Raw genomic sequence first — 15,498 nt, forward strand, 5'->3', positions numbered from 1 at the left:
GGGAGCGTTTACAGGATCAGGAGTTCGTTCGACATGCTGCACTCGCCTCGCCTCACCCAGCTGGCCCTGACCATCGCGCTGGCGATTGGTGCGCCCCTGGCCAGCGCCGCGGAGCCGGCGAAAGCCTCGCCAGCCAAGCCTGCCGCCGTGCCGGCCACCGAGGTGACCGCCAAGTCGCCGCTGCCGCTGGAAGAGCTGCGCACCTTTGCCGAGGTCATGGACCGCATCAAGGCGGCTTACGTCGAACCTGTGGACGACAAGACCCTGCTGGAAAATGCCATCAAGGGCATGCTGAGCAACCTTGACCCGCACTCGGCCTACCTCGGCCCCGAGGACTTCCAGGAGCTGCAGGAGAGCACCAGCGGAGAATTCGGCGGCCTCGGCATCGAAGTGGGCCAGGAGGACGGCAATATCAAGGTGGTATCGCCAATCGACGACACTCCAGCCTCGCGGGCCGGCGTGCAGGCCGGCGACCTGATCGTCAAGATCAACGGCGCGCCAACCCGCGGCCAGACCATGACCGAAGCCGTCGACAAGATGCGCGGCAAGATTGGCGAGAAGATCACCCTGACCCTGGTACGAGACGGCGGCAACCCGTTCGACGTGACCCTTGCCCGCGCGGTGATCCAGGTCAAGAGCGTGAAAAGCCAGCTGCTGGAAAGCGGTTACGGCTACATCCGCATCACCCAATTCCAGGTCAAGACCGGTGACGAAGTCGGCAAGGCCCTGGCCAAGCTGCGCAAGGACAACGGCAAAAAGCTGCGCGGGGTGATCCTCGACTTGCGCAACAACCCCGGCGGCGTGCTGCAGTCAGCGGTGGAGGTGGCCGACCACTTCCTGACCAAAGGCCTGATCGTCTACACCAAGGGCCGCATCGCCAACTCCGAGCTGCGCTTCTCTGCCGACCCGGCCGACGCCAGCGAAGGTGTGCCGCTGGTCGTGTTGATCAACGGTGGCAGCGCCTCGGCCTCGGAAATCGTCGCCGGCGCCCTGCAGGACCATAAGCGCGGCGTGCTGATGGGTACCGACAGCTTCGGCAAGGGTTCGGTGCAGACCGTACTGCCGCTGGCCAACGACCGTGCGCTGAAGCTCACCACCGCGTTGTACTACACCCCCAACGGCCGCTCGATCCAGGCCCAGGGCATCGTCCCCGACATCGAAGTGCGCCCGGCCAAGCTGACCGCCGACGCCAGCGACAACGACACCTTCAAGGAAGCCGACCTGCAGGGCCACCTGGGCAACGGCAACGGCGGCGCCGAGCGCCCTACCGGCAGCAGCAAGCGCCAGGAGCGCCCGCAGGACAGTGACTACCAGCTGAGCCAGGCGCTGAGCCTGCTCAAGGGCCTGAACATCACCAAGGGCGACTGAAGCTCCCCATGCGTTATCTGCTGTGTCTGCTGTTCTGCCTGATGGCCGGGGTCGCGCAAGCGGCGCCGGCCGGCAAGGCCTACCTGAGCATCATCATCGACGACCTGGGCCAGAGCCCCGAGCGTGACAGCCGAACACTTGCCCTGCCCGGGCCGGTGACCATGGCGATCATGCCCGACACCCCACATGCCAGCGACTTTGCCCGCCAGGCCCACAAGGCTGGCAAGACGGTGATCCTGCACATGCCCATGGACCCGGCCACCGGGCCTTATGCCTGGCACCCCGGCATCCCCATCGAAGAGCTGGCGCGACGACTGGACGCCGCGCTGCTCAAGGTGCCCTACGCTGCTGGTATCAACAACCACATGGGCAGCCGCATGACGGCACAACGCGAGCCGATGGCCTGGCTGATGGGCGAGCTGCAGCGGCGGCACCTGTTCTTCGTCGACAGCCGCACCAGTGCCGCCACCGTGGCGGCAGCCGAAGCACAGGCACAGGGGCTGGCGCATATTTCGCGGGATGTATTCCTCGACGATGTACGCACCACCGAGGCAATTGCCGCGCAGCTTCAACAAGGCATTGCCCTGGCCCGCAAACAAGGCTCGGCAGTACTGATCGGGCATCCCTACCCGCAGACGCTGGAAGTGCTTGAGCGCGAACTGCCACGCCTCAAAGGCCAAGGCATCGAACTGATCAGGCTCAAGCAGATGATTGCCGTACGCAGCAACCTGGCGATGCCGGGGCACGGCAAGAACGGGCGCTACGCCAACCGCTGAAAAAAAGCTCACCTATCTACCGCCAAACGCGCCGATAGCCGCTTCACCCTTCGTCCTCCATCTCTAGGAGGTACGACATGCAAAAGCCATTACGCCTCGCCCCGCTGGGCCTGATCCTGGTCAGCCAGCTGGCTGACGCCACGCCCCCTCCCACGACGCCCCTTACCCTGTATAACAGCCTCGGCCAGAACTCGGAATGGACCGGCGTCGGCCGGCTGATCTGGAACAACCGGCATTGCATTGGCACGCTACTGGACAGCCGCGACGCCACCCTCGGCACAAACGGGCCGGCCTACATGCTGACGGCCGGCCACTGCGCCGGCGGCGTCAATGGCAAGGTCATTGTCGACCAGCCAATTACCGGCAGCATTGCATTCAACTACTTTGTCGATACGCAAGATCAGCGCCACACCGTGCCCTTGAAACGAACGCTATGGAGCAGCCTGCAAGGTGTCGATCTGGCGCTACTGGAACTGGATGCCACATTGGAGGAGCTGCTGGCACAAGGCGTCACACCCCTCAAACTGGGCCCATCCCCCGCTTCGGGAAGCGCGGTTCAGGTCATCGGCGAAGCCAGTTCGATTGGCAAAGGGCTGCGCTTGTCCACCTGTACGGAGCGCTTCCACAGCACAGCCAGTGTCGACAACTGGGTGTGGCGCAACGTCAGGCGTAACGATTGCCAAGGCCTTGATACAGGCGCTTCCGGCAGCCCGGTCATAGACGTGGGTAGCCATCGGCTGGTCAGCATCGCCAATAGCCTGCATGACTCCGAAGTCGGCGCAATCCCGCTCAGCCGCCTTCAGGGCTGCTTCAGCGCAGGTCGAGCGGACCTTGAACTTGAGACCTGCCAGTTGCTGCCAGCCTTTCAGCTCGAACCGCAGGGTAATGGTTTCAAAGCCCTGACCAAGGCCCGAAGCATGGCCGATGGTTCTCTTGAGCCCGCACGCTGGGGCTTTGAGTTTCTCATCGACACACCGCGCTACCGCTACAAGGCCACTACCGATGCACTCGCCTGCGAGGACCCGGTGGGTTACAGCGGCACCATCCCTGCGAGCGAGGCCATGATCAACGACCCGATCGGTCCTGCGCCCGGTACTCATTACCTGTGCCTGGTCGGCGTACAGTCGCCAGAGCAGCTGCCTTCTCGTGCGCTCATGGCCAACAGCCTGAGTATTGAAGTGAATTTGCTGCCACCCGGCAGGCCTCAGGCCCAGGTGCTGACCGAGCACTTGCCGGACGGCGGCATACGCATCAACTGGCTGAAAGATCCCGATACCGTGTTCTATCGGGTCAAGCGTGGCGCGCCGGCAACCACGGACTGCAATGACCACTCGGGTTACCGCCTGCTGCGGGCGAACAGCCGCGACATCCCCAGCAGCGCATTACCCGTGAAACTCTGCAGCGTCGCCATCGACGTGATCGGGCAGAACTCCGAGTTTCGCACCGACCTGTTGCAGGCTGATGCGCCTTGATAGCACCTGCTCTTGAACTGAAAAGGGCCCTGTTCCTGCGAACAGAGCCCTTCTTCATGACGTCAGCTCAAGTCAGCTGTACACACGGCCCAGCAACTGCCGGTGGCTTTCGAACTGATCCAGCACATCACGCACGATCTGCTCAGGCGCAAAGCCCATCAGGTCGTACTCTTGGCTGCCGTCGTGCAGGTACACCTCGGCACGGTAGAAGCGCTGGCGCACTTCCGGCTCGCCTTCCACCGGTGCTTCGCTCGGCGCGGCCATGTAGCCGTCCAGGCTCACTTCGTAAACGAACGGGTTGCCCTCGTCCATCATCACTCGCAGGCCCATCATGTTGCGCGACTGGCCAACACGGGTTTCCACTTCGAAGCCCAGGGTCTGCAGCTGCGCGGCGGCTTCTTTCAGCGCCGGGCTGACCTGCTTGTCCATGAAGCGCTGCACCACGGCCTGGGTCGGCTGCAGGTCCAGCTGGCTCAGGCGTTCGGTGAAGCCGCGGCGGCCACGGGCGGCCAGCTCGGCACGCTCCTGCTCGACCGCTACATCCTGCTTCATGGCCTTGTACAGGCCGAACATGAACAGCACCAGCACCACCGAGAACGGCAGCCCCGCCAGAACCACCATGGTCTGCATGGCTTCGAAGTTGCCGGCGAACAGCAGGCCGATGGTGACGAGGGTGATGATCACCGACCAGAACACCACCATCCAGTGCGGAGCGTCCTCGTCGACCTTGCCGCCTTTGCACGACAGGTTGGCCATCATCACCGCGCCGGAGTCGGCCGGAGTGAGGAACAGCACGAAGCCGACGAATACGGCCACGCCGATCACGATCTTGGCCGCCGGGAAATATTCCAGCAGCTGGTAGATCGACATCGACGGCTGTTCAAGCGCAGTCTTGCCCAGCTCCACCGCGCCCTGGTTGATTACCAGGTCCAGCGCGGTGTTGCCAAAGATCGACAGCCAGGCCAGGGTGAAGCCCAGCGGGATCAACAGCACGCCGCTGACCAGCTGGCGCACGGTACGGCCCTTGGAGATACGGGCAATGAACATGCCGACGAACGGGCCCCAGGAGATCCACCAAGCCCAGTAGAACACGGTCCATAGACCGAGCCAGCGCTCGGACTTTCCGGCTTCGCCTTCATATACGTAGAGGTCGAAGGTCTTCAGCACGATACCGTTGAGATAGTCGCCGATGTTCTGCACGAAGCCGTTGAGCAGGTGCAGGGTCTCGCCGCCCAGCAGCACGAAGATCAGCAGACCACTGAACAGCATGATGTTCAGGTTGGACAGGCGACGAATGCCGTTCTCCACACCCGATACAGCCGCGACGGTGGCCACGCCGGCCATCACCAGAATCACCACCAGCAGGTTGGTCTTGCTGTGGTCCATGCCGAACAGGTATTCCAGGCCGGAAGACACCTGCATCGAACCGATACCCAGGTTGGTCACCAGGCCCAGCAAGGTGACGAACATGCCGAAGATGTCTACGGCATTGCCGGCAGCGCCTTTGACCCAGCGCTCACCGACCAGGGGGTACAGCGCCGAGCGCAGCGCCAGCGGCTGGTTGTGGCGGTAGGCGAAGTAACCCACGGCCAGGCCCACCAGGGCGTAGATCGCCCAGCCGTGCAGGCCCCAGTGCAGGAAGGTCAGCTGCAGGCCCTGGCGCGCGGCCTCGAGGCTGGCAGAGCTACCTTCCGGCGGATTGAAATAGTGGTCCAGCGGTTCGGAGGCGCCAAAATACAGCAGCGAGATACCGATACCGGAGGAGAACAGCATGCCGGCCCAGGCGCCGTAGCTGAAGTCAGGCTGGTCGTCTTTACCGCCGAGCTTGAGCTTGCCGTAGTCGGAGAAGGCCAGGTAGATCACGAACAGCAGGTAGCCGCCGATCACCAGCATGTAGTACCAGCCGAAGGTGCGCGTCAGCCATTTCTGGGCCACGCCCAGCACCTGGCCGGCGGTTTCGGGTACAGCGATCAGCAAGGCAGTCAGAACGAGGATCATCAGCGCGGAGGTGAAGAACACCACGCGGTTGACCCGTACCCTCTCGGCGGGGGGCTTGGTAAGTGAGGCAGAACTCATTGCACGAATGCTCCGGGCAGTACGGCTGTGGAGGCTAATCAGTCTTTCCCGAGCAATTGGTGGAATATCCCCACTGCATCAGGTGTTATAAAAGCACCCTGGAAACCGCGATCCCGAATCGATACGTTGCAAAAAAACAGACAGGTGGCCTGCTGAAAATGCCACGCCTCAGCGGAGGTGCGCGCATTCGTCACAGATCACCCCGCCCGCTCCAAGGGCCTGTCGCAGGGCCAGTGACCGTACGGCAGAATCTGCATTTCGCATCGCTCATGCCCGTCAACGCCTTGTATTCCGGGGGTTACGCGATTTCCTGGGGTGTCAATCCGTGCCTTGTTGACCGCTTGAAAAAGTGTCAATGGCACAAATTGTCGCAGAGCTTATTCTTTATTGATTGAACGTTCAATCAAAACAAAATAGACTGGCCTTCGCCGAGTCAGCCGCCTGTCGTCTGCTCGCAGGGCCTGAGGAGATAGCAAGATGCCCAAGGTCGGTATGCAACCCATCCGCCGCCAGCAGTTGATCGAAGCCACATTGCAGGCGGTCGATCAGGTCGGTCTGGGGGACGCCAGCATTGCGCTGATTGCCCGTTTGGCCGGTGTGTCGAACGGCATCATCAGTCACTACTTTCGGGACAAGAACGGCCTGATCGCAGCGACGATGGGTTACATCATGAACATGCTCAACGAAGGCGTTAGAGCACGTCGCCAGGCCCTGACGGACGACAGCCCGCGTGCCCACCTGAAAGTGATCATCGAAGGCAACTTCGATGCCAGCCAGGTGAACGGCCCGGCAATGAAAACCTGGTTGGCCTTCTGGGCTTCCAGCATGCACCAGCCCGATTTGCACAGGTTGCAGCGGATCAACGATCACCGCCTGTATTCCAACCTGTGCTGCCAGTTCCGCCGCGCCCTGCCGCTCTACCATGCGCGCAAGGCAGCCCGCGGCCTGGCAGCCCTGATCGACGGTCTGTGGCTGCGTGGCGCTCTGTCGGGAGATGCATTCGACACCGACCAGGCAATACGGATTGCATACGAATACATGGATCTACAACTGGCTAAACAGCACACCCTGGACACCAACGACCAGGCCGCTGATCAAGCACGCACGGCCCTTGCCCACCCGGCAGGAGCGTGACGCGCAGCCAACCACACACTGCACTTGCGAGGACACTATGGCCCGTTTCGGAACGCAAAAACTCTACATTGATGGCGCTTACGTCGACGCTGGCAGCGATGCCACCTTCGAAGCCATCAACCCGGCTACCGGCGAAGTCCTCGCCCACGTGCAACGTGCTACCGAGGCTGACGTCGAGAAGGCCGTGGAAAGCGCCGAGCGCGGCCAGAAGGTCTGGGCGGCAATGACCGCCATGCAGCGTTCGCGCATCCTGCGCCGCGCCGTCGACATCCTGCGTGAGCGCAACGACGAGCTGGCCATGCTGGAAACCCTGGACACCGGCAAGTCGTACTCCGAAACCCGTTACGTCGACATCGTCACCGGCGCCGACGTGCTGGAGTACTACGCTGGCCTGGTACCAGCCATCGAGGGTGAGCAGATCCCGCTGCGCGAATCGTCTTTCGTCTACACCCGCCGCGAGCCGCTGGGCGTGACCGCCGGTATCGGCGCCTGGAACTACCCGATCCAGATCGCCCTGTGGAAATCCGCCCCGGCCCTGGCCGCTGGCAACGCGATGATCTTCAAGCCTTCGGAAGTCACTTCGCTGACCACCCTGAAACTGGCCGAGATCTACACCGAAGCCGGCCTGCCAAATGGCGTGTTCAACGTCCTGACCGGCAGCGGCCGCGAAGTCGGCACCTGGCTGACCGAGCACCCACGCATCGAGAAAGTCTCCTTCACCGGCGGCACCACCACCGGCAAGAAAGTCATGGCCAGCGCCTCGAGCTCGTCGCTCAAGGAAGTCACCATGGAACTGGGCGGCAAGTCGCCACTGATCATCTGCGCCGACGCCGACCTGGACAAGGCCGCCGACATCGCCATGATGGCCAACTTCTACAGCTCCGGTCAGGTCTGCACCAACGGCACTCGCGTGTTCATCCCGGCTGAAATGAAGGCGGCCTTCGAAGCCAAGATCGCCGAGCGCGTTGCCCGCATCCGCGTTGGCAACCCGGAAGACGAGAACACCAACTTCGGCCCGCTGGTCAGCTTCCAGCACATGGAAAGCGTGCTCGGCTACATCGCCAAGGGTAAAGAAGAAGGTGCCCGCGTGCTGTGTGGCGGCGAGCGCCTGACCGAAGGTGATTTCGCCAAGGGTGCCTTCGTGGCCCCGACCGTGTTCACCGACTGCACCGACGACATGACCATCGTCAAGGAAGAGATCTTCGGCCCAGTGATGAGCATCCTCACTTACGAGACCGAAGAAGAAGTCATCCGTCGCGCCAACGACACTGAATACGGCCTGGCCGCCGGTGTCTGCACCAACGACATCTCCCGCGCCCACCGCATCATCCACCAGCTGGAAGCCGGTATCTGCTGGATCAACGCCTGGGGCGAATCGCCAGCCGAAATGCCGGTTGGCGGCTACAAGCAGTCCGGCGTCGGCCGTGAGAACGGTGTCAGCTCGCTGGCTCAATACACTCGCATCAAGTCGGTCCAGGTCGAGCTGGGCGGCTACAACTCGGTCTTCTAAGGCCCAGTCCCGCCACGCCCGTGCCACTGCGCACGGGCGTTCCCGCTCCCTGATCACCGCCAACACGAGGGTACTTCCATGTCCCAAGAATTCGATTACATCATTGTCGGCGCAGGCTCCGCCGGTAACACCCTGGCCACCCGCCTGACCGAAGACGCCGGCGTCAGCGTGCTGCTGCTGGAAGCCGGTGGCCCCGACTACCGCTTCGACTTCCGCACCCAGATGCCAGCCGCCCTGGCCTTCCCGCTGCAGGGCCGCCGCTACAACTGGGCCTACGAGACCGATCCGGAGCCACACATGGACGGCCGCCGCATGGAATGTGGCCGCGGCAAGGGCCTGGGTGGCTCGTCGCTGATCAACGGCATGTGCTACATCCGCGGCAACGCCATGGACTTCGACGGCTGGGCAGAACTGCCAGGCCTGGAAGACTGGACCTACCTTGACTGCCTGCCGTACTTCCGCAAAGCCGAAACCCGCGACATCGGCCCGAACGACTACCACGGCGGCGAAGGCCCGGTCAGCGTGGCCACGCCGAAAGCCGGCAATAACCCGCTGTTCCACGCCATGGTCGAAGCCGGCGTGCAGGCTGGTTACCCGCGCACCGAAGACCTCAACGGCTACCAGCAGGAAGGCTTCGGCCCGATGGACCGTTCGGTGACCAAGAACGGCCGCCGTTCCAGCACCGCCCGCGGCTACCTGGACCAGGCCAAGAAGCGCCCGAACCTGACCATCGTCACTCACGCCCTGACTGATCGTGTGCTGTTCGACGGCAAACGTGCCATTGGCGTGACCTACCTGGTCGGCGACAGCGAAGAGCGCGTCGAAGCCCGTGCCCGCAAGGAAGTGATCGTCAGCTCCGGCGCCATCGCTTCGCCGCAGCTGCTGCAGCGCTCCGGCGTTGGCCCGCGTGCCCTGCTGGAAAGCCTCGATATCCCGGTCGTGCACGACCTGCCAGGCGTCGGCGAAAACCTGCAGGACCACCTTGAGCTGTACCTGCAGTACGCCTGCACCCAGCCGGTGTCGCTGTACCCATCGCTGCTGTGGTGGAACCAGCCGGCCATCGGTGCCGAGTGGATGTTCAAGGGTACCGGTATCGGCGCCAGCAACCAGTTCGAGGCCGGTGGTTTCATTCGCACCCGCCCTGAATTCGAATGGCCGAACATTCAGTACCACTTCCTGCCGGTCGCAATTAACTACAACGGCTCCAACGGCGTGAAGGAACACGGTTTCCAGGCGCACATGGGCTCCATGCGTTCGCCAAGCCGTGGCCGCATCCAGGCCAAGTCGAAGGACCCGCGCCAGCACCCGAGCATCCTGTTCAACTACATGGCCACCGAGCAGGACTGGCAGGAATTCCGTGACGGTATCCGCCTGACCCGCGAAATCATGGCCCAGCCAGCGCTGGACCCGTACCGCGGTCGCGAGATCAGCCCGGGCGAGCACGTGCAAACCGATGAAGAGCTGGACAAGTTCATCCGCGAGCACGCCGAAACCGCCTTCCACCCGTCCTGCTCGTGCAAGATGGGCACCGACGACATGGCCGTGGTCGATGGCGAAGGCCGCGTGCATGGCATGAAGGGCCTGCGCGTGGTCGATGCGTCGATCATGCCGATCATCATCACCGGCAACCTCAACGCCACCACGATCATGATCGCCGAGAAGATCTCGGACAAGATCCGCAACCGCAAGCCGCTGCCGCGCAGCACCGCCAAGTACTACAAGGCCAACGGTGCACCGGTGAAGGGCAAGCCGATGCGTGAGGTGAAGCAGGGCTAAACCTGCACCGGCCTTTTCGCGGGGCAAGTCGGACCGCCGCACCGCCGCTCCTACAGGTATCGCATTCCCCTTGTAGGAGCGGGCTTGCCCCGCGAAGAGGCCCACCCAGGCAGCACATCAAAAGGCACCCTCCGCGGTGCCTTTTGCACATCTGCAGAAACGCTTTACAGCCTGCCAATTCATCGGGTTAGAATCGATTGGCACGCGACTTGCCAGTCAAGCCCCCTTCCCGCGATATCCCGGAGTACCTGCCTTTGGATGCAAGCACCATCAACAGCCTGTTCTTGATCGGCGCATTGCTGGTGGGCGCAAGTATTCTGGTCAGCTCGCTGTCGTCGCGACTGGGCATCCCTATTCTGGTCATCATCCTCGCCGTCGGCATGGTCGCCGGTGTCGATGGTGGCGGCATCATCTTCAACAACTACCCGACCGCCTACCTGGTGGGCAACCTGGCATTGGCCGTGATCCTTCTCGACGGCGGCCTGCGCACGCGGGTGGCGAGCTTCCGCGTGGCGCTGTGGCCGGCGCTGTCGCTGGCCACTGTCGGCGTGATGATCACCACCGCGCTCACCGGTATGGTCGCCGCCTGGCTGTTCAACCTGAGCCTGATCCAGGGCCTGCTGATCGGCGCCATCGTTGGTTCCACCGACGCCGCAGCGGTGTTCTCGCTGCTCGGCGGCAAAGGCCTGAACGAGCGGGTTACCGCCACCCTGGAAATCGAATCGGGCAGCAACGACCCGATGGCGGTGTTCCTCACCGTCACCCTGATCGACATGATCGCCAGCGGCCAGACCGGCCTGCACTGGAGCCTGCTGGGCCACTTGCTGCGCGAGTTCGGTATCGGCGGCCTGCTGGGCCTGGGCGGTGGCTGGCTCATGCTGCAGCTGGTCAACCGCATCAACCTGGCCGGCGGCCTGTATCCAATCCTGGTGGTGGCCGGAGGCCTGGTGGTGTTCTCGCTGACCAACGCCCTGCACGGCAGCGGCTTCCTCGCCGTGTACCTGTGCGGCCTGGTGCTGGGCAACAAGCCGATCCGCAGCCGTCACGGCATCCTGCACATGCTCGACGGCATGGCCTGGCTGGCGCAGATCGGCATGTTCCTGGTGCTGGGGCTGCTGGTCACGCCCCACGACCTGCTGCCGATCGCCCTGCCGGCGCTGGGCCTGGCGCTGTGGATGATCCTGGTGGCACGGCCGCTGTCGGTGGTTGCCGCACTGCTGCCGTTCAAGGCCTTCCACGGCCGCGAAAAGGGCTTCATCTCCTGGGTCGGCCTGCGCGGCGCGGTACCGATCATTCTGGCGGTGTTCCCGCTGATGGCCGGCCTGCCGGACGCCCAGCTGTTCTTCAACCTGGCGTTCTTCATCGTGTTGGTATCGCTGCTGGTGCAAGGCACCAGCCTGCCGTGGATGGCCAAGCTGCTGAAGGTCACCGTACCGCCAGACCCGGCACCGATTTCCCGCTCGGCCCTTGAAGTGCACGTTACCAGCGAGTGGGAGCTGTTTGTCTACCGCCTGGGCGCGGAAAAGTGGTGCATCGGCGCTGCCCTGCGCGAGCTGAAGATGCCCGAAGGCACGCGTATCGCCGCATTGTTCCGCGGCGAGCAACTGCTGCACCCGTCCGGCAGTACGGTGCTTGAAGTAGGCGACATGCTCTGCGTGATCGGCCACGAACATAACCTGCCGGCACTGGGCAAACTGTTCAGTCAGGCGCCCCAGCGTGGCCTGGACCTGCGCTTCTTCGGCGACTTCGTGCTCGAAGGCGATGCAGAGCTGGGTGCGGTGGCTGCTCTTTATGGCCTGAAACTGGACGGCCTGGACGCGAAAATGCCACTGGCGCAGTTCATCCGACAGAAGGTCGGAGGCGCTCCAGTAGTAGGCGACCAGGTCGAATGGCACGGCACGATCTGGACCGTGGCGACCATGGACGGGAACAAGATCCAGAAAGTCGGCGTCAGATTCCCCGAGGGAACGCGACCCGGACCAGGATTGTTCCTCTAAACTCCGTCTCTGCCTGATCCACAAGTAGTCTGCCTATGTCCCTGCGCGTGTACCTTCGCACAGCCCTGCTCGGGTTGTGCCTGTCCCTTTCTGTCGCGGCCAACGCGGCAGAAGCCCCGACCACTGCCAGCATCCAGAACAGCCTCGACAAGATCGCCGAGCGCAAGCTGCCCGAAGCCGACCAGAAGGCCCTGCAGCAGGTGCTCGAGCAGACCTTGACCTTGCTCAACAGCAAGGAAGACAGCGAGAAGAAGCTGGCCGCGCTCAAGCAGCAGCTGGCCAGCGCCCCCAAGGAAACCAGCGACAGTCAGAAAGAACTGGCCAGGCTCAAGGAAAGCAAGGCGCAGCCGGTCGCCCAGCGCTATGCCAGCCTGACCGTGCCGCAGCTCGAGCAGATGCTCAGTGAGCGCAATACCCAGCAGGGCGAGCTGCAGAAGGCGCTGTCCGAAGCCAATAGCCTGATCATCAACTCGCAGACCCGCCCCGAGCGCGCCCAGGCCGAGATCAGCAACAACCAGACACGCACCCAGCAGATCAACAGCAGCCTAAAAAGCGGCAAGGACGGTGGCAAGCCGATCAACGCCGACCAGCGCAACCAGCTCAATGCCGAACTGGCCTCGCTCAACGCGCTGACCCTGCTGCGCCGCCAGGAACTGGCCGGCAACGGCCTGCTGCAAGACCTCGGCAACGCCCGCCACGACCTGCTGATCGAACGTGCCGCGCGCCTGGAGCAGGAAATCCAGGACCTGCAGACGCTGATCAACGAAAAGCGCCTGGCCCAGTCCCAGCAAACCGTCACCCAGCAGTCGATCGAAGCGCAGAAGGCCGGCGGCAGCAGCCTGCTGGCCACCGAGAGTGCGGCCAACCTCAAGCTCTCCGACTACCTGCTGAAAAGCACCGACCGCCTCAACGAACTGACCCAGCAGAACCTGCGCACCAAGCAACAGCTCGATAGCCTGACCCAGGCCGACCAGGCGCTGGATGAGCAGATCAACGTGCTCAAGGGCAGCTTGTTGCTGTCGAAGATCCTCTACAAGCAGAAACAGGCACTGCCGCACCTGAAGCTCGACCGCGACCTGGCCGACCAGATCGCTGACATCCGCCTGTACCAGTTCGAGATCAACCAACAGCGCGAGCAGATGAGCAACCCGGTGACCTACGTCGACAAGCTGCTGGCCAACCAGCCGCAGGAAGACGTCACACCGCAGCTGCGCAAGGCTTTGCTGGAAGTGGCGATCACCCGCAGCGACCTGCTCGAACGCCTGAACCGCGAACTGTCGGCACTGCTCAACGAATCGATCACCCTGCAGCTCAACCAGAAGCAGCTGCTGGGCACCGCCCAGGGCCTGCGCAACACCCTCGACGAGCAGATGTTCTGGATCCCCAGCAACAAGCCGCTGGACTGGGACTGGTTGCGCCTGGTGCCGGAGCGCTTCCCCGAACAGGTCGCCAGCCTGCCCTGGGGCTCGGGCATCAAGGAGCTGGCTGACGGTCTGAGCCAACGGCCGCTGCTGTTCCTGCCCCTGCTGCTGGCGATCGGTGGCTTGCTGTGGCGGCGCAAGTACCTGTACCAGCGGCTGGGCAAGGTGCACCAGGACATCGGCCACTTCCGCCGTGACAGCCAGTGGCACACGCCCCAGGCCATCCTGATCAACATCCTCCTGGCGATGCCGGTGAGCCTGGGGCTGGCGCTGTGCAGCTATGCCCTGCAGATCGACGCTCGCGGGCAGAACGCCAACCTCGGCGCGGCATTGTGGCAGCTGGCCCAGGCCTGGCTGGTGTTCTATACCGCTTACCGCATCCTTGCCCCCGGCGGCGTGGCGGAAATCCACTTCCGTTGGCACAAGCCGCAGGTCGAGTTCTTGCGGGGCTGGGTACGTCGGCTGGGTACCGTGGTGCTGGCGCTGGTCGGCGTGGTGGCCGTCGCCGAGCACCAGCCTTCGTCGCTGGCCGACGACGTGCTCGGTATCGGTGTGGTGCTGACCTGCTACGCGCTGATGGCCTGGCTGCTCAGCCGCCTGCTGCTGAGCAGCCCGGCGCACCGCGACACCTCGCTGTTTCGCAAGGCCGTCGGGGTGGCCTTCACCGCCCTGCCGATCGCGCTGTTCGTAGCCGTATGCTTCGGCTACTACTACACCGCGCTGAAGCTTACCGACCGGCTGATCTACACTCTCTACCTGCTGCTGTTCTGGCTGGTGATCGAGGCCGCCTTTGTCCGTGGACTGTCAGTGGCGGCGCGGCGCCTGGCTTACCAACGCGCGCTGAGCAAGCGCCAGGCCGCCAAGGAAGGGCTGGATGGCGAAGTCATCACCGAAGAGCCGACCCTGGACATCGAACAGGTGAACCAGCAGTCGCTGCGCCTGATCCGCCTGGCCCTGCTCGGCGGCTTCATCGCCGGCCTGTACTGGGTCTGGTCGGACCTGATCTCGGTGTTCGCCTACCTCAACAACTTTGTCCTGTACGAGTACACCAGCGGCACCGGTGCCGCTGCCAGCATGGTGCCGATCAGCCTCGGCGACCTGCTCGGCGCGCTGGTGATCGTCGGCATCACCTTCGCCCTGGCCGGCAACTTGCCAGGCCTGCTTGAAGTGCTGGTGCTGTCGCGCCTGAACCTGGCACAAGGCAGCGCCTACGCCACCACCACGCTGCTGTCGTACACCATCGTCGGTGTCGGCATCGTCAGCACCCTGTCGACCCTCGGGGTCAGCTGGGACAAGCTGCAGTGGCTGGTAGCAGCGTTGTCGGTGGGCCTGGGCTTCGGCATGCAGGAGATCTTCGCCAACTTCATCTCCGGCATCATGATCCTGTTCGAGCGCCCGGTGCGGATCGGCGACACCATCACCATCGGCAACCTTTCCGGTACGGTGAGCAAGATCCGCATCCGCGCCACCACCATCACCGACTTCGACCGCAAGGACATCATCGTCCCCAACAAGACCTTCATCACCGGCCAGCTGATCAACTGGTCGCTGACCGACACGGTTACCCGGGTGACGCTGAAGCTGGGCATCGACTACGGCTCCGACCTTGACCTGGTGCGCGACCTGCTGCTCAAGGGCGCCCACGAGAACCCGCGGGTACTCAAGGACCCGGAACCGATCGTGTACTTCCTCAACTTCGGCGAGAGCTCGCTGGACCACGAGCTGCGCATGCATGTGCGTGACCTGGGCGACCGCAACCCGACGCTGGACGAGATCAACCGCTACATCAACCGCGAGTTCAAGGCCCACAACATCAAGATCTCGGTACGCCAGGTCGAGGTGTTCCTGATGGATCCGAAAGGCGGCAAGCAGCAGCTGATTCCGATGGAGCAACCTAAACCGGATGGCACTGCTTCGGCCTGAGTGGGCTCGAATGCTTTACTCTGTGCTGAATCTCAGGAGCAGCCC

The 15,498-nt window shown here is 63.4% G+C and carries 9 protein-coding genes; 8 read left to right on the plus strand and 1 reads right to left on the minus strand.

What is annotated here, in order from left to right; genetic code table 11:
• The first annotated feature begins 33 nt into the window (after positions 1–33).
• The 3 genes from APH28_RS12830 (at position 34) to APH28_RS12840 (ending at position 3,616) form a co-directional block, all read left to right on the plus strand.
• Positions 34–1,368, plus strand: coding sequence for a S41 family peptidase (locus tag APH28_RS12830; protein ID WP_060509837.1), 1,335 nt, complete (start codon positions 34–36; stop codon positions 1,366–1,368).
• 8 nt (positions 1,369–1,376) lie between these two features.
• Positions 1,377–2,144 carry a divergent polysaccharide deacetylase family protein gene (locus tag APH28_RS12835; RefSeq protein ID WP_060509839.1) on the plus strand — a complete coding sequence of 256 codons (768 nt, stop codon included), beginning with the start codon at positions 1,377–1,379 and terminating at the stop codon, positions 2,142–2,144.
• Between the two features lie 77 nt (positions 2,145–2,221).
• Positions 2,222–3,616 (plus strand): trypsin-like peptidase domain-containing protein, encoded by a 1,395-nt coding sequence (locus APH28_RS12840; protein ID WP_060509840.1) that lies wholly within the window; start codon positions 2,222–2,224, stop codon positions 3,614–3,616.
• A gap of 72 nt (positions 3,617–3,688) precedes the next feature.
• On the opposite strand, the gene APH28_RS12845 is transcribed toward APH28_RS12840, so the two are convergent.
• The gene (locus tag APH28_RS12845) at positions 3,689–5,635 is read right to left on the minus strand and encodes a BCCT family transporter (protein ID WP_256249311.1); all 1,947 of its coding nucleotides are present in this window, start codon (positions 5,633–5,635) and stop codon (positions 3,689–3,691) included.
• 534 nt (positions 5,636–6,169) lie between these two features.
• Between APH28_RS12845 and betI the strand changes: the two genes are divergently transcribed.
• The 5 genes from betI (at position 6,170) to mscK (ending at position 15,453) form a co-directional block, all read left to right on the plus strand.
• Positions 6,170–6,826: a transcriptional regulator BetI gene (gene betI, locus APH28_RS12850; protein ID WP_060509844.1), complete on the plus strand. Its 657-nt coding sequence runs from the start codon at positions 6,170–6,172 to the stop codon at positions 6,824–6,826.
• Positions 6,827–6,863: 37 nt separating this feature from the next.
• Positions 6,864–8,336: a betaine-aldehyde dehydrogenase gene (betB, locus tag APH28_RS12855; RefSeq protein ID WP_060509846.1), complete on the plus strand. Its 1,473-nt coding sequence runs from the start codon at positions 6,864–6,866 to the stop codon at positions 8,334–8,336.
• A 78-nt stretch (positions 8,337–8,414) separates the two neighbouring features.
• The gene (gene betA, locus APH28_RS12860) at positions 8,415–10,112 is read left to right on the plus strand and encodes a choline dehydrogenase (RefSeq protein ID WP_060509848.1); all 1,698 of its coding nucleotides are present in this window, start codon (positions 8,415–8,417) and stop codon (positions 10,110–10,112) included.
• Between the two features lie 254 nt (positions 10,113–10,366).
• Positions 10,367–12,109 (plus strand): potassium/proton antiporter, encoded by a 1,743-nt coding sequence (locus APH28_RS12865; protein ID WP_060509850.1) that lies wholly within the window; start codon positions 10,367–10,369, stop codon positions 12,107–12,109.
• A 35-nt stretch (positions 12,110–12,144) separates the two neighbouring features.
• Positions 12,145–15,453 carry a mechanosensitive channel MscK gene (mscK, locus tag APH28_RS12870; protein WP_060509852.1) on the plus strand — a complete coding sequence of 1,103 codons (3,309 nt, stop codon included), beginning with the start codon at positions 12,145–12,147 and terminating at the stop codon, positions 15,451–15,453.
• Positions 15,454–15,498 lie beyond the last annotated feature (45 nt).

The organism is Pseudomonas sp. NBRC 111124, assembly GCF_001320245.1.
In the GTDB taxonomy this organism is placed as follows: Bacteria; Pseudomonadota; Gammaproteobacteria; order Pseudomonadales; family Pseudomonadaceae; genus Aquipseudomonas.